Here is an 18,082-nt window from a genome sequence, read left to right on the forward strand (position 1 = left end):
TCTCGCACGAGTAGTCGCATGTTGCAAGAGAGTCGCTTTTGCGTCGGCCCCGCCCTCTCGAATATGTTGTGAACGCGAACTTTTCAGCGCCCCGCCCTCAGGAGACACCAATGACGCTCGTCGCCGGCATCGATTCATCCACCCAGAGCTGCAAGGTCGTCATCCGCGACCTCGAGACCGGCGCCCTCGTGCGCCAGGGGCGTGCATCGCACCCCGCAGGCACCGAGGTCGATCCCGCCGCCTGGTGGGACGCCCTCCTCACGGCATTGGCGGCGGCCGGAGGCCTCGACGACGTCGCGGCCATCGCGATCGCGGGTCAGCAGCACGGCATGGTGGTGCTGGATGACGCGGGCGAGGTCATCCGTCCCGCCCTCCTCTGGAACGACACTCGCTCCGCGGGCGCCGCTGCGGCGCTGATCGAGGAGTTCGGCGCAGCCGGCATGGCCGCACGCACCGGCTCGGTGCCGGTGGCGTCGTTCACCGCCACGAAGCTGCGCTGGCTGCGCGATGCCGAGCCCGAGTCGGCGGCACGCGTGGCCGCGGTCGCCCTGCCTCACGACTGGCTCACCTGGCGGCTGCGCGGCTACGGACCGGCCGACTCGTCGCCCCTCGGCCCGGTGCTCGATGAGCTCGTGACCGATCGATCGGATGCGAGCGGCACCTCCTACTGGAACCCGCGCACCGGCGAGTACGACCGCGAGCTGCTGGCGGCGAGTCTCGGCCACGACGCCGTTCTGCCGCGCGTGCTGGGCCCGGCCGAGTCGGCGGGCGCGACCGTGGCATTCAGCCCGGTGTCCGCATCCGGAACCCCCGCCGCGCCCATCCCGGCCGGAATCGTCGTCGGCGCGGGGGCGGGCGACAACGCCGGCGCCGCGCTGGGCCTCGGAGCCGTCGAGGGCGACGTCGTCGTCTCGATCGGCACGAGCGGCACCGTCTTCGCGGTCACCGGCGAACCCTCGGCCGACGAGACCGGCACGGTCGCCGGGTTCGCGGATGCCTCCGGCGCCTTCCTGCCGCTCGTCGCCACACTGAACGCGGCGCGCATCCTCGACTCCGTCGCGGCACTGCTCGGCGTCGACCACGCGACCCTCGGATCGCTCGCCCTGGCGGCTCCCGCGGGGGCATCCGGTCTCGTGCTGCAGCCCTACTTCGAGGGCGAGCGCACCCCCAATCTCCCGGATGCGACGGCAACCCTGTTCGGCATGACCCTCGCGTCCACCACCCGCGAGGGCCTCTCCCGGGCGGCCATCGAGGGGCTGCTCTGCGGTCTCGCCGACGGCCTCGACGCCGTGCGGCGGGTGGGGGTCGTGCCCCAGCGCATCCTGCTCATCGGCGGGGCGGCTCTGAACCCGGCCGTGCAGGCGATCGCCGCGCAGGTGTTCGACGTGCCGGTGACCGTGCCGTCGCCCGGCGAGTACGTGGCGGATGGTGCCGCCACCCAGGCGGGCTGGGCCCTCACGGGCGCGCGCCCGGCCTGGGAGGTGTCGACGGCCGCGTCGCCGGCTCCCGACCACCAGCCGGTCATCCGCGCCCAGTACGCGGCCCACGCAGCCGCCCGCCCGTAGCGCCCCGCCCGCACCCACCCGCCGCCCGCCCCCATCGCCCGGCGTCCGCCCACCCAGCCCCGCGCGGCCGCCCACCCGCCGCACTCCACTCCACCTCCTCACCATCCGTCACTTTTGGCCCTTCCTCACCGCGAGAAGGGCGGAAAGTGACGGGTGAGTGAAGCCCGTGGGGTGGTGCTCGCGGTGCCCACTGCGCGCTTGCGGTGCACGCGCCCGGGCGCGAGGACCCCGGGGGTGGCGAACCGTCGGACCGGCGGCGCACCACGAGGGCGACACGCCAGGTAGCCCGCGCGTCAGGAGGGCGACGCGTCAGGGGCGGGCGGCCGCCAGGCGGCGGGCGGCCTCGGCGAGCCAGCGGTGGGGGTCGGCGGCCGCGGCCTCGCGGGAGCCGGCCACATCCACATCCGTGAGTGCCAGCCACTCGTCGAAAGCCCGCGGCTCGGCCTCGATCGCGCCGGCGACGAGTGCGGTGCGGGCGCCGGCCGCGGCGGCGGCATCCCGCACGTGGGAGGCCGTCTTGCCCGACTCCGACTGGTGGTCGTAGCGCCCCTCCCCGGTGATCACGAGGTCGGCGCCGGAGACCACGTCGGCGAGCCCGAGAGCCCCGGCCACCGCCGCCGACCCCGGCACCAGTTCCGCGCCCCAACTCAGCAGGCCGAAGCCCACGCCTCCCGCGGCGCCCGCACCGGGAGCGGCCGGGTCGGTGCCGCGGTCGTCCTCGACCAGCTGGGCGAATCGCGCGAGCCGCCGTTCGGCGTCGCGCTGGAGCCCCTCGCCGAGTCCCTTCTGCGGGCCGTAGACGGTCACGGCGCCGTGCCGCCCCAGCAGGGGGTTCACGACGTCGCTCATCACTACCGCTCCCCCAGGCGGAAGCTCGACCAGCGCGTCGAACTCCACCCGCTCGATGTCCCCGAGACCGATGTTGCCGAACGGCACGGTGCGCCCCTCCGCGTCCAGGAAGCGTGCGCCGAGGGCCGTGAGCACGCCGGCACCGCCATCGGTGGAGGCGCTCCCGCCGATCGCGAGCAGCAGCCGGTCGACGCCGTGAGCGAGCGCGGCGCGAACGGCCTGGCCGAAGCCCAGCGAGTGCGCCTCGAGGGGGCGCAGCGGATGCAGCAGTGTGATGCCGCTCGTACTCGCCAGCTCCACGACGGCGGTCCCTCCGGTCGCCGCATCCGCATCCGCATCCGTCTCCGGTCCCGGGAGCAACAGCCAGGAGGCCTCGAAGACGTGATCGTCCGGCCCGGTGACGGTGACGGGCATCCGGATGCTGCCGGGCCAGGCCTCCTCGAATGCATCGAGGGTGCCCTCGCCACCGTCGGCCATGGGAAGGCACGTGACGTCGTCCTGGGGCCTCTCGGCGCGCCAGCCCTCCGCGAGGGAGCGGGCCACGGAGCCGGCATCCGCGGTGCCCTTGAAGGAATCGGGAGCGATGACGACGCGCAGCACGGGCATGGCACCATCACCTCATGCCGGCCGCACGCTGTCAACGTGCCGGAGCGGCGCGCCTCCCCACGTCTGGCGCCGGACGGCAGACACCGCCCGCACGCCACCGCGGTCCGCCGCCGCGCGCCACGCGGTCCACACGCCACGCGGTCCGCACGTCGCGCCCGCCCGACCCGCACGCCGCGCCCGCCCGACCCGCACGCCGCGCCCACCCAATCCGCACGCCGCGCCCGCCCGACGCGCGCGTCGTGCTGTTCCGGTTTGGCCGCGGAGCCTTCCGCGCGGAAGAGTGGAGCCATGCCCACGATCGGTTCCGATGCCCCGCCCCGCGTACACGTCACGTTCGCCCTCCCACCGGGTGCGGCGGCCGAGCTCGCCGGCACCGGCCTCCAGATCGATTCGGCGGGGGAGGGCGACGGCGACGCCCGCTCCGAGCTGCTCGCCGGAGTGAGCGGAGCATCCGGCATCATCAGCACGGTCACCGACCGCATCGACGCCGAGGTGATGGATGCTGCAGGCCCCGGTCTGCGCGTCATCGCGAACTTCGGGGTGGGTTACGACAACATCGATGTCGCGGCGGCCCGCGAGCGCGGGGTGATCGTGACGAACACCCCTGGTGTGCTCGACAATGCCACCGCCGACGTCGCGTTCGCCCTCCTCCTCGCGACGGCGCGGCGCATCGTCGAGTCAGACCGGTTCGTGCGTGCCGGAACGCCGTGGACCTGGGAGTCCGACTTCTTCGTGGGCCTCGACGTGAGCGCCGGCGCCACGCTCGGCATCGTGGGTCTGGGCCGCATCGGTATGGCGGTCGCCCGCCGGGCCGCGGCTTTCGACATGACGATCCTCGCCACGGGTTCGCGGGCGGCGAGTGCCGAGGCCGGCGCCCTGGGCGTGCGGCAGGTCGAGCTTCCGGAGCTGCTCGCGTCGAGCGATGTGGTGAGCCTGCACTGCCCCCTGACGCCCGAGACCCGGCACCTCATCGGCGCCGAGGAGCTGCGCGCGATGAAGGCGAACGCCATCCTGATCAACACGGCCCGCGGCCCGATCGTCGACGAGCTCGCGCTCGTGGAGGCGCTCACCGACGGCGTGATCGGCGCAGCCGGCCTCGACGTCTACGAGTGGGAGCCTGCGGTGTCCGCAGGCCTGCTCAATCTGCCGAACGTGGTGACGGTGCCGCACATCGGCAGCGCCGGCCGCGCGACCCGCGAGCGCATGGGCTCCCTGGCCGTGCGCAACGCAGCCGCGGTGCTCGCCGGCGAGGAACCCCTCAACCCGGTGGGCTAGCGCGACCCTAGAAGTCCCAGTCCTCGTCTTCCGTGTTCACGGCCTTGCCGATCACGTAGGAGGAACCCGACCCCGAGAAGAAGTCGTGATTCTCGTCGGCGTTCGGCGAGAGCGCCGACAGGATGGCCGGGTTCACGTCGGTGACCGACTTCGGGAACATCGGCTCGTAGCCAAGGTTCATGAGGGCCTTGTTCGCGTTGTAGTGCAAGAACTTCTTCACGTCTTCGGTGAGACCGACTTCGTCGTAGAGGTCTTGCGTGTACTGGGCCTCGTTCTCGTAGAGGTCGTAGATGAGCGAGAACGTGTAGTCCTTGATCTCGTCGCGCTTGGCCTGGTCGACCAGCTCGAGCCCCCGCTGGAACTTGTAGCCGATGTAATAGCCGTGCACGGCCTCGTCGCGGATGATGAGGCGGATGAGGTCGGCCGTGTTGGTGAGCTTCGCCCGGCTCGACCAGTACATCGGCAGGTAGAAGCCCGAGTAGAACAGGAAGCTCTCGAGCAGTGTCGAGGCGACCTTGCGCTTCAGGGGATCGTCACCGTGGTAGTAGTCGAGAACGATCGACGCCTTCTTCTGCAGGTTCGGGTTCTCGGTCGACCAGCGGAACGCCTCGTCGATGTCCTTCGTGTTCGACAACGTCGAGAAGATCGACGAGTACGACTTGGCGTGCACCGACTCCATGAACGCGATGTTCGTGTAGACGGCCTCCTCGTGCGGCGTGATCGCATCCGGGATGAGCGACACCGCGCCGACCGTTCCCTGGATGGTGTCGAGCAGCGTGAGACCGGTGAACACCCGCATCGTGAGCTGCTGCTCCTGCGGGGTCAGCGTGTTCCACGACTGCACGTCGTTCGACAGCGGCACCTTCTCAGGCAGCCAGAAGTTGTTGACCAGCCGGTTCCATACCTCGACGTCTTTCTCGTCTTGGATGCGGTTCCAGTTGATCGCCTGCACCGTGTTGAGGAGCTTCAGCGGCTCCGAGGGAGGAGGGGTCATGAGAGATTCTTTCCGTTAGGCAGGTCGACGATCACAGCATGCACGAGACGCAGCCGTCGACCTCGGTGCCCTCGAGGGCGAGCTGACGCAGACGGATGTAGTAGATCGTCTTGATGCCCTTGCGCCACGCGTAGATCTGAGCCTTGTTGATGTCGCGCGTGGTGGCCGTGTCCTTGAAGAACAGCGTGAGCGAGAGACCCTGGTCGACGTGCTGCGTGGCCGCGGCGTAGGTGTCGATGATCTTCTCGGCGCCGATCTCGTAGGCGTCGTCGTAGTACTCGAGGTTGTCGTTCGTGAGGAACGGCGCCGGGTAGTAGACGCGCCCGATCTTGCCTTCCTTGCGGATCTCGATCTTCGAGGCAACCGGGTGGATCGACGAGGTCGAGTTGTTGATGTACGAGATCGATCCGGTGGGCGGCACCGCCTGCAGGTTCTGGTTGTAGATGCCGTGCGCCTGGATCGACGCCTTGAGCTCGAGCCAGTCGGCCTGCGTCGGGATGTGGATGTCCGACTCGGCGAAGAGCGAGGCGACGCGAGCCGTGGCCGGCTCCCACGCGACATCCGTGTACTTGTCGAAGAACTCACCGGAGGCGTAGGTGGAGTCGTCGAAGCCGTCGAACTTCTCCCCGCGCTCGATCGCGATCGCGTTCGAGGCCCGCAGTGCGTGGAAGAGCACCGTGTAGAAGTAGATGTTCGTGAAGTCGACACCCTCCTCCGACCCGTAGAACACGCGCTCACGGGCGAGGTAGCCGTGCAGGTTCATCTGGCCCAGGCCGATGGCGTGCGACTTGTCGTTGCCGTCTTCGATCGAGCGGACCGAGGCGATGTGCGACTGGTTCGACACCGAGGTGAGGCCGCGGATGGCGGTCTCGACGGTGCGGCCGAAGTCGGGCGAGTCCATGGTGAGCGCGATATTCAGCGAGCCCAGGTTGCACGAGATGTCTTTGCCGATGGTGTCGTAGGAGAGGTCTTCGTTGTACGTCGTGGGCGTGTTGACCTGGAGGATCTCCGAGCACAGGTTCGACATGTTGATGCGGCCCTTGATGGGGTTCGCCTTGTTGACGGTGTCTTCGTACATGATGTACGGGTAGCCCGACTCGAACTGGATCTCGGCGAGGGTCTGGAAGAACTCGCGGGCCTTGATCTTGGTCTTGCGGATACGCGGGTCGTCGACCATCTCACGGTACTTCTCCGTCACGGAGATGTCACCGAAGGGCTTGTTGTAGACCTTCTCGACGTCATACGGCGAGAAGAGGTACATGTCCTCGTCGTTCTTCGCGAGCTCGAAGGTGATGTCGGGAACCACCACGCCGAGCGAGAGCGTCTTGATGCGGATCTTCTCATCCGCGTTCTCGCGCTTGGTGTCGAGGAACTTCATGATGTCGGGGTGGTGTGCCGACAGGTACACCGCGCCCGCACCCTGACGGGCACCGAGCTGGTTGGCGTAGCTGAAGCTGTCTTCGAGCAGCTTCATGACGGGGATGATGCCCGACGACTGGTTCTCGATCTGCTTGATCGGCGCGCCGGCCTCACGGATGTTGGAGAGCAGCAGTGCCACGCCGCCGCCGCGCTTCGACAGCTGCAGCGCGGAGTTGATGCCACGGGCGATCGACTCCATGTTGTCTTCGATGCGCAGGAGGAAGCAGGAGACGAGCTCGCCGCGCTGCGCCTTGCCGGTGTTGAGGAAGGTGGGGGTGGCCGGCTGGAAGCGGCCGCCGATGATCTCCTCCACGAGGTTGACGGCGAGCTTCTCGTCGCCCTGGGCGAGACCCAGGGCGGTCATCACCACACGGTCTTCGAAGCGCTCGAGATAGCGCTTGCCGTCGAACGTCTTCAGCGTGTAGCTCGTGTAGTACTTGAACGCGCCGAGGAAGGTGTCGAAGCGGAACTTCTTCGAGTAGGCGAGGTCGTCGAGCTTCTGGATGAACTCGAACGAGTACTGGTCGAGCACCGCCTTCTCGTAGTACTCGTTCTCGACGAGGTAGTCGAGGCGCTCGCGCAGGTTGTGGAAGAAGACCGTGTTCTGGTTGACGTGCTGCAGGAAGTACTGCTTCGCCGCCTCTTTGTCTTTGTCGAACTGGATCAGGCCGTTCTCGTCGTAGAGATTCAGCATCGCGTTGAGCGAGTGGTAGTCGAGCGCCGGCGCGGCGGTGGGCGCGTCGATCAGTGTTGCTTCCACAGTGTGTCCAATCCAATCTGGACGGCCTCACGGTCATCCGGGGTTCCGAATACTTCGAATCGATAGAGCAGCGGGACCTTGCATTTGCGCGCGACGATGTCGCCCGCAAGGCAGTAGGCCTCGCCGAAGTTGGTGTTGCCGGCAGCGATGACGCCGCGGATGTGGGATCGGTTCTCTTCGTTGTTGAGGAACTGGATCACCTGTTTGGGAACAGCTCCGCCCAGACCACCCCCGCCATAGGTGGGGAGGACGAGCACGTACGGGGCTGTGACGTTCAGCCGCTCTTCACGGGCGTAGATCGGGATGCGCGAGGCGGGCCGGTCCAGCCCTTCGACGAAGCGACGGGTGTTGCCCGAGACGCTCGAGAAGTAGACGAGGTCGCCCGACACGACCCGATTAGCTCGCGGCGCGCGCGGCCAGCTCGGCGATCTTGTCAGGACGGAAGCCCGACCAGTGGTCGCCTTCGGAGGTCATGACCACCGGAGCCTGGAGGTAGCCCAGCTCCTTGACTGTCTCGAGGGCCTTGTCGTCGACCGAGAGGTCGAAGATCTCGAACTCGAGACCCTTGTTCTCGAGGGCGCGGTAGGTTGCCGTGCACTGGACACAGGAGGGCTTCGTGTAGACCGTGATTGCCATAAGGAATGCACCTTTCTCGAGTGAGTAGAAAGAGGAGGAACTAGAGGTTGCGAGGCCCTTGTCCACCGATTTCGTGGGCACTCAGCGCCAGGACTTCAATACTACATCTAGTTGTCATCGATATCGAGCACCCCTAGATGAAGTGTTACACCCGTGTAATTATCCACAGGTTCTCCACCGGCTGTGCACACCTTTCCGCACTGTTCATCCACAATGAATACAGCAGGAATTCGCGGATTCCGGAGAACCTGTGGAGAGATTTCCCGCTCCCGAGAAGTTTAGGAGCGACCTCCGACACCCGGCGTGTCGGAGGTTATCCTGAGGCCATGCCGACCACCCGATTCACCGTCATCGGCACGTCGTGGCCCACCCCCACACTCCGCCGCGTGCACCCCAGACGAACGACCTCTCCGCCTTCGCCGGGAGCGTCCACACCGACCGCTACGTGAAGCTCGTCTTCCCGAAACCCGGGGTCGACTATCCCGAGCAGATCGACGTGCGGGCGCTCCGCTCCACGATGGCTCCGGATGACCTGCCGGTCGTGCGCACCTACACGGCCCTGCATCCCGACCTCGGGGCCGGCACTCTCGACATCGACTTCGTCGTGCACGGCGACGAGGGCGTGGCCGGCCCGTGGGCCCGCACGGCCCAGGAGGGCGACATCCTCCTCGTCAACGGCCCGGGCGGCGCCTACCGCCCCGACCCGGACGCCGACTGGCACCTGCTCGTGGCCGACGACTCCGCCATCCCCGCGGTGACGGCCGCTCTCGAGGTGCTCCCCGCGGATGCGGCGGTCGAGGTGGTGGTGCTGGTCGACTCCGCGGCGCACGAGCCCGCACTGCCCCTGCCGGCGAGCGGCGGCGGCCGGGTGACCTTCGTGCACCGCGACGGCGGTTCGGCCGACGGGCTGCTCACCGAGGCGGTGCGCGCGGTCGAGTGGCGGAGCGGCCGGGTGCATGCCTTCGTGCACGGCGAGGCCGAAGAGGTGATGCACGGCATCCGCCCCTATCTGCGCGGCGAGCGCGGTCTCGGCCGCGACCAGCTCTCGATCTCGGGCTACTGGCGTCAGGGCCGCAGCGAAGACGGGTTCCGGGTGTGGAAGTCGGAGCTCGCCAAGGCCGAAGCGGGTTCCTGACCCGCAGCGGCAGGCGACACCCGGGTGTGCCGCTTGACCGCGGCCACCGCGAGCGCGGCAAGAGCCAGTAGCACGGGTGCCAGGAGGTTCGCCCCGGCCAGCGCCACGAGCCCGGCCACGAGCAGCACCGATACCGCAGCGAGCCACCAGCCCACCCCGAAGCGCGGCAGCAGCCGCAGTGCCGCCACCACACCGAGCGCGTACACGCACACCATGCTCGAGGTGTGGATGAGGATGAACGGCGTCAGCGACCCGCCCGTCACCACGATGGCCGCGAAGGAGCCGGTGGCGAGCGCCGCCACGAGCAGCACCGCCCGGCGCGGGACGCCGCCCGGCTCCGCGCCCCGCCCGAACCAGTGCGGCAGGTCGCGGTCCCGGCCGAGCGCCGCGCCGAGCTTGGCGAACGCCGCCACGTAGGCATTGAGCACACCGAGAGCCACGATCCCTGCGATCGCGGCCACCGCGATCCGGGCACCCTGCGGCGCAACGGCCGACGCCGAGGCGAGGTCGAGCAGGGGAACGGGTGACGCGCCGGCTGCATCACCCAGCACGCCGACCGTCACGATCTGCAGTCCCAGATAGCACGCGCCCACGACCACGATCGCGATCGCCGTGGCCAGGGGGATGGTGCGGCGCGGCCGCCGGAACTCCCCCGCGATGTGCGTCACCGCCTCCCAGCCGGCGAAGGCCCACACGAAGAGGCTCACGGCCACACCGACCCCGGCCCAGCCGTGCGGCAGCAGGGGGCTGAGGTTCGCCGGGTCGGCCGCGGGTGCGGCGAGCGCCACCACCCCCACGACCACGGCGACCAGCAGCCCCGAGAGCACGAGCTGCACGCGCCCGGAGAACCGCAGCCCGCCGAGATTCGAGAGGAAGGGCGGCACCAGCAGCACGGGTGCCACGACGAATGCCGTCCACTCCGGCGCCCCCAGCACGGCAACCAGGTAGCTCGCGCCGAGCAGGGCCACCACGGGGGTGCCGACGCTCACACCGAAGAAGAACCAGTAGCCGGCCATCCGCGCCGCCGTCGCACCGAGCGCGAGACGCACGAAACTCGCCACCCCGCCGGCATCCGGATGTCGCGACGCGAGTGCGGCGAAGGTGCCCGCCAGTGGCACCGAGAGCACGATGAGCGCCACCACGGCGAGGATCGAGCCCGGCCCCGCCGCCTGGGCCGCGAGCGCCGGCAGCACGAGGATGCCGGTTCCGAGCACTGCGGCGATGTACAGGGCCGAGCCCTGCGCGAGGCCCACCGAGGGGCCGGAAGGTGACGTGGTCATGGCTCCATGCTGCCGGTCGCGCAGGCGAAGAGGAATGGCAGAAATGCCAGTATTCATCGTGAAAGCGCCACGCCATCGTGCGCCCGCAAGGACGACTGCCGAGTGGCCTAGCTCGGCCCGGGATCTGCGGCCGACGACCTCGCGCTCCCGTGCTGCGCGCTCGGCACGAGGTCGGCGGCCGCGAGCAGCACCCAGAGCTCGGCGCGCCCCTGAAAGGTGTCGAGCGGCAGAGCCAGCTGCGCCGAGAGCTCGGCCACCCGGGCCTTGAGGCTGTGCCGATGCATCCCGAGTTCACGGGCGGCCGGCTCCCAGGAACCGTTGTGCCGCAACCACACCGCCGCCTCGCGCAGCCGGCGCCGGCCGGCCTCGGAGTCGAGCTGGGTGCGCAACCGGGACCGCGCGATGTCGGCCACCTGCGACGACGCGAGCAGCCCGAACACGTTCTCGGCCACGAGCTGCTCGAACGAGAGCAGCCGGCCCGCCGGTGCACTGTCGAGGGCGCGGAGCGATTGGGTGATGGCGGATTCGATCTGATTCCAGGCCCCGGGGTCCGAACGCCCGGCCCTCAACTGAGACGAGGAGAGCAGCCGCACCACCCCCTCGAGAGAGCTGCTGTCGCAGAGCACCAGCAGCTGACCGCCGTCGCCGGCCACGAACAAGCGCCGCGGGGACCGGGCGGCGAGGCGCTCGAGAGAGTCCCGAATGCCCGAGCGCACCTCCGCGAGATTCACCGCGATCACGGTCACCGGCTCACGCGGCAACCCCATCGGCAACGATGCCAGCCCACGACGCACCGAGGCCACCCGGCCGTCGCGCAGCAGCCTCAGGAACTGCTCGAGGATCGAACGGAGACCGATCCGCTGATCCTCCGCGTGCTCGAACGAGAGGCCGGCCAAGGCGGAGAGCATCGAGAGCACCGACTCGTCGGCGGCCGAGAACGGCTGCTCGCGCTCCACGAACACGGCACCGAGCAGTCGCCCCGCCCGGCCGAGCGTGCGAACCGACCAGTTCGTGCCGCCGCGCGCGCCCCCGTCGTGGGCGCGCTGGCCCCGAGCGAGCAGTTCGGCCACCCGCTGCCGCGCGAACTCGCGGGCCGACGGAGTCGTGCCGAGGCCGCCGCTCTGCTCCACCACGCCGCCATCGGCGTCGAACACCCCGACGCCACTGCCGAGCACCACGGATGCGCGGTCGACCACCGCGGCCAGCCCGCCGCTCGAGGAGGCGGCGCGGGAGAGCGCATCCTGGGCGTCGAGGGTCCACTCGAGCTGCTCACGGGCCTCGGCCGCGAGGCGGTCGGCGATGAAACGGCTCACCGCGATGAAGGGGGTGGCGTACGGCACTTCGACGAGAGGGAGGCCGAGTCGTTCACAGGCCTCGACGAGGGCCGGCGGCGTGGTGCGCACCACCTCGGTGCCGAAGCCGAGCGCCACGACCCCGGCGGCACCCAGCCGGGCGACGTACGAACCGTAGTCGTAGGAGGGGGAGAACTGCCGCCCCGTCGTCAGGAGCAGCTGACCCGGCTCGAGGAAGGGGCTGGGGTCGTCGAGGTCGGAGGAGTGCGACCAGAGCAGGGGTGCCGTGAGGCCCGGGGTCGCGGGCCGGACGGGCGTCGCGGGCGGCGTCAGCAGCTCCAGGCCAAGGCGGGGGCTGGCGAGCAGATCGGAGACGGTCGCGGGCATCCGGATTCCTCTCGACGGGTCTGCCGAACTGGCAGTGCATGTCGATGCTATCTCCGATCCGGCAGTGCGCTCGGGCCAGCTCTGGTTCTACCGTGGTGGCAGCGACCACGACAGGAGCCCGCCCATGACCTCGCCTCTCACCACCGACACGGCCACGACGACAGCCACGACCGCCGCCACGACCGGTGGGCCGGCGCTCCGCCAGCAGCGCGATCTCGTCACCGAGCTCCCCGGCCCGCGCTCGCGCGCCCTGCACGCCCGCAAACTCGCCGCCGTGCCCGACGGCGTGGGCGTGATGCTGCCCATCTACGTGGAGGCTGCCGGCGGCGGAGTGCTGCGCGACATCGACGGCAACACCCTCATCGACTTCGGGTCGGGCATCGCGGTCACGGGCGTCGGCAACTCCGCGCCCGCCGTGGTGGAGGCCGTCACCCGCCAGGTGAACGCCTTCACCCACACCTGCTTCACCATCACCGGCTACGAGGGCTACATCGAGGTCGCCGAGGCGCTCAACAACCTGACTCCGGGCGACTTCGACAAGCGCACCGCCCTCTTCAACTCGGGTGCCGAGGCCGTCGAGAACGCCATCAAGATCGCTCGGCACTTCACCGGAAAGCAGGCCGTCGTGGCCTTCGACCACGCCTACCACGGCCGCACCAACCTCACGATGGCGCTCACCGCCAAGTCGATGCCCTACAAGTCGGGCTTCGGCCCCTTCGCCCCCGAGGTGTACCGGGCGCCGATGTCCTACCCCTTCCGCGACGGCGGCGTCAGCGGAGCGGATGCGGCAGCCCGCGCCATCGACCAGATCGATAAGCAGATCGGCGCCGCGAATCTCGCCGCGCTCATCATCGAGCCCATCCAGGGCGAGGGCGGCTTCATCGTTCCCGCCGCCGGATTCCTCCCGGCACTCCAGGCCTGGGCCCGAGCGAACGACGTCGTGTTCATCGCCGACGAGGTGCAGACCGGCTTCGCCCGCACCGGGGCGATGTTCGCGAGCGAGCACGAGGGCATCGAGCCCGACCTGATCGTCACGGCGAAGGGAATCGCGGGCGGGCTCCCGCTCTCGGCCGTCACCGGCCGCGCCGACATCATGAACTCGGCTCACGGCGGCGGCCTCGGCGGCACGTACACGGGCAACCCGATCGCCTGCGCGGCGGCGCTCGCCACCATCCGGAGCTACCTCGACGACGATCTCCTGGGCCGGGCCCGCGAGATCGAGGCCCTGTTCCGCGCCCGCCTCGAAGAGCTGCGCTCCACCGACCCGCGCATCGGCGACGTGCGCGGCCGCGGCGCGATGCTGGCGATCGAGCTCGTCGACCCCGCGACGAAGGCTCCGGATGCGGCCCTCGCGGCCCGGGTCGCGGCGGCGGCCCACGCGCAGGGCCTCGTGCTGCTCACCTGCGGGACGTACGGCAACGTCATCCGCTTCCTCCCGCCACTCACGATCGGCGACGCCCTCATCGCCGACGGCCTCGACGTGCTCCGCGACGCCCTCGCCGCCGCCTAACCCACCCCTCCTCCTCGCGAGACGGCGATTTTCGTCGCATAAGCGCCCGCTCAGGCCCAAAATCGCCGTCTCGCGCGGAGTCAGCTGGACAATTCGTGCCTCTCTCGGGTAGCTTCCAGGAACCGAGTGGATATGGGGTTTCTGTGACGAACTGCGTGCTGGCCGCGACCGGATACGATTCTTGGCCGTTGGCCCTCGCCGCAGGATTGATCGCCGTGGGCGCGGGCACGGCCTGGTTGCTGGCCCGCCGCGGCCGGCGTCGCACCGCACTGTTCGCGGCCGCGCCCCTGCTCGTGGTGGCCCTGCTGGCCTCCGGAGCGGGCTCGGCCGCCCCCAGCTTCGCGGCAGAGGGCTCCGGCACCGGTACCGGATGCGCCACCTCCAGCCCCGCGCCCGTGGTCACCCCCACGGCGCCCCCCACCACCACTCCCGTCGACTTCCAGCCCGGGGCCGCGGGCATCGGCGACGACTACTTCCCGCTCGACGGCAACGGCGGCTACGACGTGCAGCACTACGACCTCGACCTGGCCTACGACCCCACCACCGACGTGCTCTCGGGCACCGTCACCATCACCGCCCTGGCCACCCAGAACCTCTCCACGTTCAACCTCGACTTCGACACCCGGGACGTCGACGGCACCGACTCGATCGTGATCTCAGGCATCACGGTCGACGGCACGGCCGCCGACTGGAGCCTCGCCAGCACCCAGATCAGTGCCGACACCGGCCAGCCGCAGGCACCGGGCAGCACCGACGCCGACGCGACTCCCCCTCGCACCGAGCTCACCGTCATCCCCGTGGCAGGAATCACCACGGGCTCCACCATCACGACCGCGGTGACCTACAGCGGCGTCCCGTTCGAGATCGACGACGCATTCGGCGCCGCGGGCGTGTTCCACACCACCGACGGAGCCGTGATCGTCGGCCAGCCGCGCGTGGCCGCCGCCTGGTTCCCCTCGAACGACCACCCGTCCGACAAGGCCACATTCAGCACCCGGATGACCGTTCCGGCAGGTCTCCAGGTCGTGGGCAACGGCCGTCTGGCCGGCCAGACCACCGACGGAGCAACGACCACCTGGGACTGGGAGATGGACCAGCCGATGGCCACCTACCTGGCCACGGCCACGGTGGGCGACTACCAGATCACGGAGAACGAACAGGCCGGCATCTCCTACTACAACGCCATCGCACCGAGTCTCTTCTCGGTGACGGCATCAGGCGGCGGAACCACCGTGGGCGACGTGGCGACCTCGATCTTCAACGACGAGCCCGAGGTGATCGACTTCCTCTCCGGCTACTTCGGCGCCTACCCGTTCTCCGAGGCCGGAGGAATCGCGATCGCCGACGTGCACCCCGGGCCGTCCGGCTATCTGCGGTACGCGCTGGAGAACCAGACCAGGCCGATCTATCCGCGCTGGGCCTTCCCGGCCGACGCCGATGCCTCCGTCGTGGTGCACGAACTGGCACACCAGTGGTACGGCGACAGTGTGGCGATCGACCGCTGGTCGGACATCTGGCTGAACGAGGGTTTCGCCACCTACGCCGAGTGGCTGTGGGAGGAGCACGAGGGTGGGGACACCACCGCGATGACGGCGCAGGCGGTGTACGACGACCCGAGCGACTACGACGATCCGTCCGCATTCTGGTCGACCGTGATCGCCGACCCGGGCGCGGCGGGCATCTTCGACGGTGCGACATACGGCAAGGGCGCGCTCACCCTGCAGGCGCTCCGCAACGAGGTCGGCGACCCCGCTTTCTTCGCGATCATCAAGGGCTGGGCCACCGACAACGCGGGCGGCAACGGATCGACGGCGCAGTTCGAGGCCTACGCCTCATCCGTCGCCGGCACCGATCTCACCGCCTTCTTCGACACGTGGGTGCACTCGGACGTGAAACCCGCCACGCTCTAGCCCGAGAGGCGCTCGGTTCAGTCAGGCAGCCCGAGCACCCGTTCGAGATAGGCGTTGCGGAAGCGATGGGCCGGGTCGAGTCGCTCGGCGAGTGCCCGGAACTCCTCGAGGCGGTCGTACTGCGGCGCGATCTGCTCAGCGTCCAGCGAGAACCACTTGCCCCAGTGCGGACGCGGGGCGAACGGCGCGAGCGCCTCCTCGATCAGCGGGAGGAGAGCGCGCACGTCGCCCGGCCGATTGAACCAGGTGAAGTGGATGGCCAGGCTGTCGCGAGCGAAGGCCGGGCTGAGCCACAGCCGATCGGAGGCGACGGTGCGGAGCTCGGTCACGAGCAAGGCCGGTGCGATCCGGTCGTCCAGGGCGCGCACAGCCTTGATCGCCTCGACGGCGTCGGCCACGTCGACGAAGTACTCGGTCTGGATCTCGTCGCCGGCGCTCGGGGTGACATCGGCACGGAAGTGCGGCAACCGTTCGAACCACGGTCCGGGAACGCCGCCCTGCGCCGTGGTGTTGTCGAGGTCGTCGCCGGCGGGCGACATCACGGCGTCTCCCGCAGGCCGCGCACCGAAGAACGATTCGGGCAGCTCGGGTGCGGCATCCATCCGCGACTTCACCCACGCCTGCTTGAGGGTCTCACCCGTCCAGTCCGTGAAGAGGCTCACGCTGTAGGCGCTCGACATGATGGCGTCGAACTCGTCGAGCACCGCATCCCAGGGCAGATCGAGGTAGATGTCCTGCCGCACCTGGTAGCTGGGCTGCACGTCGAGGATCACCGCAGTGACGATGCCGAGGGCTCCGAGCGACACGACGAAGCCGTCGAAGTCAGCGTCGCCGCGCTCGACCGTGACGAGATCACCTGAGCCCGTCACGAGTTGCAGGCCGGCCACCGCCGACGACAGGTTGCCGTTCCGCCGCCCGGATCCGTGGGTACCGGTGGCGATCGCGCCGGCCACGGAGATGTGCGGCAGCGAACCGAGGTTGTGCAGAGCGAGGCCCTCCGCCTCGAGCTGCACCGCGAGCTCGGCGAAGCGCACGCCCGCGGGCACGGTCACACGCCGACGCGTGGGATCGACGACCGGATGCCCCGTGAGCCGTTCGAGCGAGATGAGCTCGCCCGAGCTGTCGGCGATGTCGTTGAACGAGTGCCGCGACCCGAGCGCCTTGACCCGGGTGCCCGAGCGCACGGCATCCGCGACCTCCTCCGCAGTGCGGGGAGTCACGACGCCACGGGCCGCGTAGTCGTGCGTACCCGCCCAGTTCGATCCGGGAGCGACTCTCACGTCCGCACCGACTACTTGCGGGGCAGCGCGGCGTCGAGGTCGGCGAGCAGGTCGTCGACCTGCTCGATGCCGACGGAGAGCCGGATGACGTTCTCGGGCACCTCGAGCGGCGTGCCCTTCACCGAGGCGTGCGTCATCTCCGAGGGGTAGCCGATGAGCGACTCCACACCACCGAGCGACTCGGCGAGCTGGAAGAGCCGCGTGGACTCAGCGAACTTGCGCGCCGCCTTCGGGCCGCCCTTGAGGGCGAGCGAGATCATGCCGCCGAACGAGCGCATCTGGCGCTTCGCCAGTTCGTGCCCCGGATGCGTGGGCAGGCCCGGGTAGTACACCGCGTCGAGTGCGGAGTGGCCGACGAGGTGCTCGGCGATGGCCTGAGCGTTCGACGAGTGGCGGTCCATGCGCACCGCGAGCGTCTTGATGCCGCGGGTGGTGAGCCAGGCATCCATCGGTCCGGAGACGCCGCCCGAGGCGAACTGCAGGAAGCGCACCTTCTCTTCGAGCGCGTCGTCGTTGAGCACCACCGCGCCGCCGAGGACGTCGGAGTGGCCGCCGAGGTACTTCGTGGTGGAGTGCACCACGATGTCGGCACCCAGGGAGAGGGGCTGCTGCAGGTAGGGCGAGGCGAAGGTGTTGTCCACCACCACGAGGGCTCCGGCGGCGTGCCCGATCTCGGCGAGCTCGGCCACATCCGAGATCTTCATCAGGGGGTTCGAGGGGGTCTCGAGCCAGAGCAGCTTGGTCTTGCCGCCGGCGACGGCCTTCGAGACGGCCGCCAGGTCGCTCATCTCGACCACGACGTTCTCCACCCCCCACTTGCCGTGGATGCGCTCGATCAGGCGGTGGGTGCCCCCGTACACGTCGTTGCCGAGCACGATGCGGTCGCCCGGTTCGAGCACGGCGCGCAGCAGGGCGTCCTCCGCCGCGAGGCCTGAGGCGAACGAGAGGCCGTGCTTCGCACCCTCGAGCGAAGCGATCAGCGTCTCGAGCGAGGTGCGGGTGGGGTTGCCGCCGCGGGCGTACTCGTAGCCGCCGCGGAAGCCGCCGATGCCGTCTTGCACGAAGGTGGAGGTGAGGTACACGGGCGGGATGATCGCGCCGGTCGTGGGGTCGAATTCCTGCCCGGCGTGGATGGCGCGGGTCTCGAAGCTGTCAGTGTTCTTGGCCATGGTGGTCGCTTTCAG

Annotated in this window: 14 protein-coding genes; 5 read left to right on the forward strand and 9 right to left on the reverse strand. The window is 69.5% G+C overall.

Features of this window, described 5'->3' with window-relative positions; translation table 11 throughout:
- Positions 1-110: 110 nt before the first annotated feature.
- The gene (xylB, locus tag EPO52_RS00445) at positions 111-1,565 is read left to right on the forward strand and encodes a xylulokinase (RefSeq protein WP_290800502.1); all 1,455 of its coding nucleotides are present in this window, start codon (positions 111-113) and stop codon (positions 1,563-1,565) included.
- Between the two features lie 309 nt (positions 1,566-1,874).
- Here the strand turns inward: xylB and EPO52_RS00450 are convergent, their stop codons facing one another.
- Positions 1,875-3,020: a glycerate kinase gene (locus EPO52_RS00450; RefSeq protein WP_363339030.1), complete on the reverse strand. Its 1,146-nt coding sequence runs from the start codon at positions 3,018-3,020 to the stop codon at positions 1,875-1,877.
- Positions 3,021-3,308: 288 nt separating this feature from the next.
- Here EPO52_RS00450 and EPO52_RS00455 point away from each other — a divergent pair, with 288 nt between their 5' ends.
- Positions 3,309-4,295, forward strand: a complete 987-nt coding sequence (locus tag EPO52_RS00455) for a D-glycerate dehydrogenase (protein ID WP_290800503.1) — start codon at positions 3,309-3,311, stop codon at positions 4,293-4,295.
- A gap of 7 nt (positions 4,296-4,302) precedes the next feature.
- On the opposite strand, the gene nrdF is transcribed toward EPO52_RS00455, so the two are convergent.
- Genes nrdF through nrdH form a run of 4 tightly spaced genes read right to left on the reverse strand, consistent with a single transcriptional unit; the run spans position 4,303 to position 8,104 of the window.
- On the reverse strand, positions 4,303-5,289 hold the full coding sequence (gene nrdF, locus EPO52_RS00460; RefSeq protein ID WP_290800505.1) for a class 1b ribonucleoside-diphosphate reductase subunit beta: 987 nt from the start codon (positions 5,287-5,289) through the stop codon (positions 4,303-4,305).
- Positions 5,290-5,320: 31 nt separating this feature from the next.
- A complete protein-coding gene (nrdE, locus tag EPO52_RS00465) occupies positions 5,321-7,468 on the reverse strand; it encodes a class 1b ribonucleoside-diphosphate reductase subunit alpha (protein WP_290800507.1) in 2,148 nt (715 codons plus the stop codon).
- Positions 7,453-7,857, reverse strand: coding sequence for a class Ib ribonucleoside-diphosphate reductase assembly flavoprotein NrdI (gene nrdI / locus EPO52_RS00470; RefSeq protein ID WP_290800509.1), 405 nt, complete (start codon positions 7,855-7,857; stop codon positions 7,453-7,455). The genes nrdE and nrdI overlap by 16 nt, the downstream gene beginning before the upstream one ends.
- A 7-nt stretch (positions 7,858-7,864) precedes the next feature.
- Complete coding sequence (gene nrdH / locus EPO52_RS00475; protein ID WP_290800511.1) at positions 7,865-8,104, reverse strand: glutaredoxin-like protein NrdH; 240 nt, start codon at positions 8,102-8,104, stop codon at positions 7,865-7,867.
- Between the two features lie 361 nt (positions 8,105-8,465).
- Between nrdH and EPO52_RS00480 the strand changes: the two genes are divergently transcribed.
- The gene (locus EPO52_RS00480; protein ID WP_290800513.1) at positions 8,466-9,239 is read left to right on the forward strand and encodes a siderophore-interacting protein; all 774 of its coding nucleotides are present in this window, start codon (positions 8,466-8,468) and stop codon (positions 9,237-9,239) included.
- On the opposite strand, the gene EPO52_RS00485 is transcribed toward EPO52_RS00480, so the two are convergent.
- The gene (locus EPO52_RS00485; protein WP_290800515.1) at positions 9,170-10,519 is read right to left on the reverse strand and encodes an amino acid permease; all 1,350 of its coding nucleotides are present in this window, start codon (positions 10,517-10,519) and stop codon (positions 9,170-9,172) included. The two genes, EPO52_RS00480 and EPO52_RS00485, sit on opposite strands and share 70 nt — an antisense overlap.
- 107 nt (positions 10,520-10,626) lie before the next feature.
- Positions 10,627-12,198 carry a PucR family transcriptional regulator gene (locus tag EPO52_RS00490; protein WP_290800517.1) on the reverse strand — a complete coding sequence of 524 codons (1,572 nt, stop codon included), beginning with the start codon at positions 12,196-12,198 and terminating at the stop codon, positions 10,627-10,629.
- A gap of 124 nt (positions 12,199-12,322) precedes the next feature.
- On the opposite strand from EPO52_RS00490, the gene gabT reads away from it, so the two are divergent.
- On the forward strand, positions 12,323-13,708 hold the full coding sequence (gene gabT / locus EPO52_RS00495) for a 4-aminobutyrate--2-oxoglutarate transaminase (RefSeq protein WP_290800519.1): 1,386 nt from the start codon (positions 12,323-12,325) through the stop codon (positions 13,706-13,708).
- A gap of 143 nt (positions 13,709-13,851) precedes the next feature.
- Positions 13,852-15,618, forward strand: coding sequence for a M1 family metallopeptidase (locus EPO52_RS00500; RefSeq protein ID WP_290800520.1), 1,767 nt, complete (start codon positions 13,852-13,854; stop codon positions 15,616-15,618).
- A 17-nt stretch (positions 15,619-15,635) separates the two neighbouring features.
- Here EPO52_RS00500 and EPO52_RS00505 read toward each other — a convergent pair whose 3' ends face one another.
- Both EPO52_RS00505 and EPO52_RS00510 read right to left on the reverse strand, forming a co-directional pair.
- The gene (locus EPO52_RS00505; RefSeq protein WP_290800522.1) at positions 15,636-16,898 is read right to left on the reverse strand and encodes an FAD-binding protein; all 1,263 of its coding nucleotides are present in this window, start codon (positions 16,896-16,898) and stop codon (positions 15,636-15,638) included.
- Between the two features lie 11 nt (positions 16,899-16,909).
- The gene (locus EPO52_RS00510) at positions 16,910-18,067 is read right to left on the reverse strand and encodes a cystathionine gamma-synthase (protein WP_290800523.1); all 1,158 of its coding nucleotides are present in this window, start codon (positions 18,065-18,067) and stop codon (positions 16,910-16,912) included.
- Positions 18,068-18,082: the final 15 nt, after the last annotated feature.

This window comes from Herbiconiux sp. (assembly GCF_004297105.1).
Classification (GTDB): domain Bacteria; phylum Actinomycetota; class Actinomycetes; order Actinomycetales; family Microbacteriaceae; genus Herbiconiux.

Coding starts and splice junctions, on each gene's coding strand:
- gabT (WP_290800519.1), top strand. CDS start 12,323: ATGACCTCGCCTCTCACCACCGACACGGCCACGACGACAGCCACGACC.
- nrdF (WP_290800505.1), bottom strand. CDS start 5,289: ATGACCCCTCCTCCCTCGGAGCCGCTGAAGCTCCTCAACACGGTGCAG.
- xylB (WP_290800502.1), top strand. CDS start 111: ATGACGCTCGTCGCCGGCATCGATTCATCCACCCAGAGCTGCAAGGTC.
- EPO52_RS00485 (WP_290800515.1), bottom strand. CDS start 10,519: ATGACCACGTCACCTTCCGGCCCCTCGGTGGGCCTCGCGCAGGGCTCG.
- EPO52_RS00490 (WP_290800517.1), bottom strand. CDS start 12,198: ATGCCCGCGACCGTCTCCGATCTGCTCGCCAGCCCCCGCCTTGGCCTG.
- EPO52_RS00450 (WP_363339030.1), bottom strand. CDS start 3,020: ATGCCCGTGCTGCGCGTCGTCATCGCTCCCGATTCCTTCAAGGGCACC.
- EPO52_RS00510 (WP_290800523.1), bottom strand. CDS start 18,067: ATGGCCAAGAACACTGACAGCTTCGAGACCCGCGCCATCCACGCCGGG.
- EPO52_RS00455 (WP_290800503.1), top strand. CDS start 3,309: ATGCCCACGATCGGTTCCGATGCCCCGCCCCGCGTACACGTCACGTTC.
- nrdH (WP_290800511.1), bottom strand. CDS start 8,104: ATGGCAATCACGGTCTACACGAAGCCCTCCTGTGTCCAGTGCACGGCA.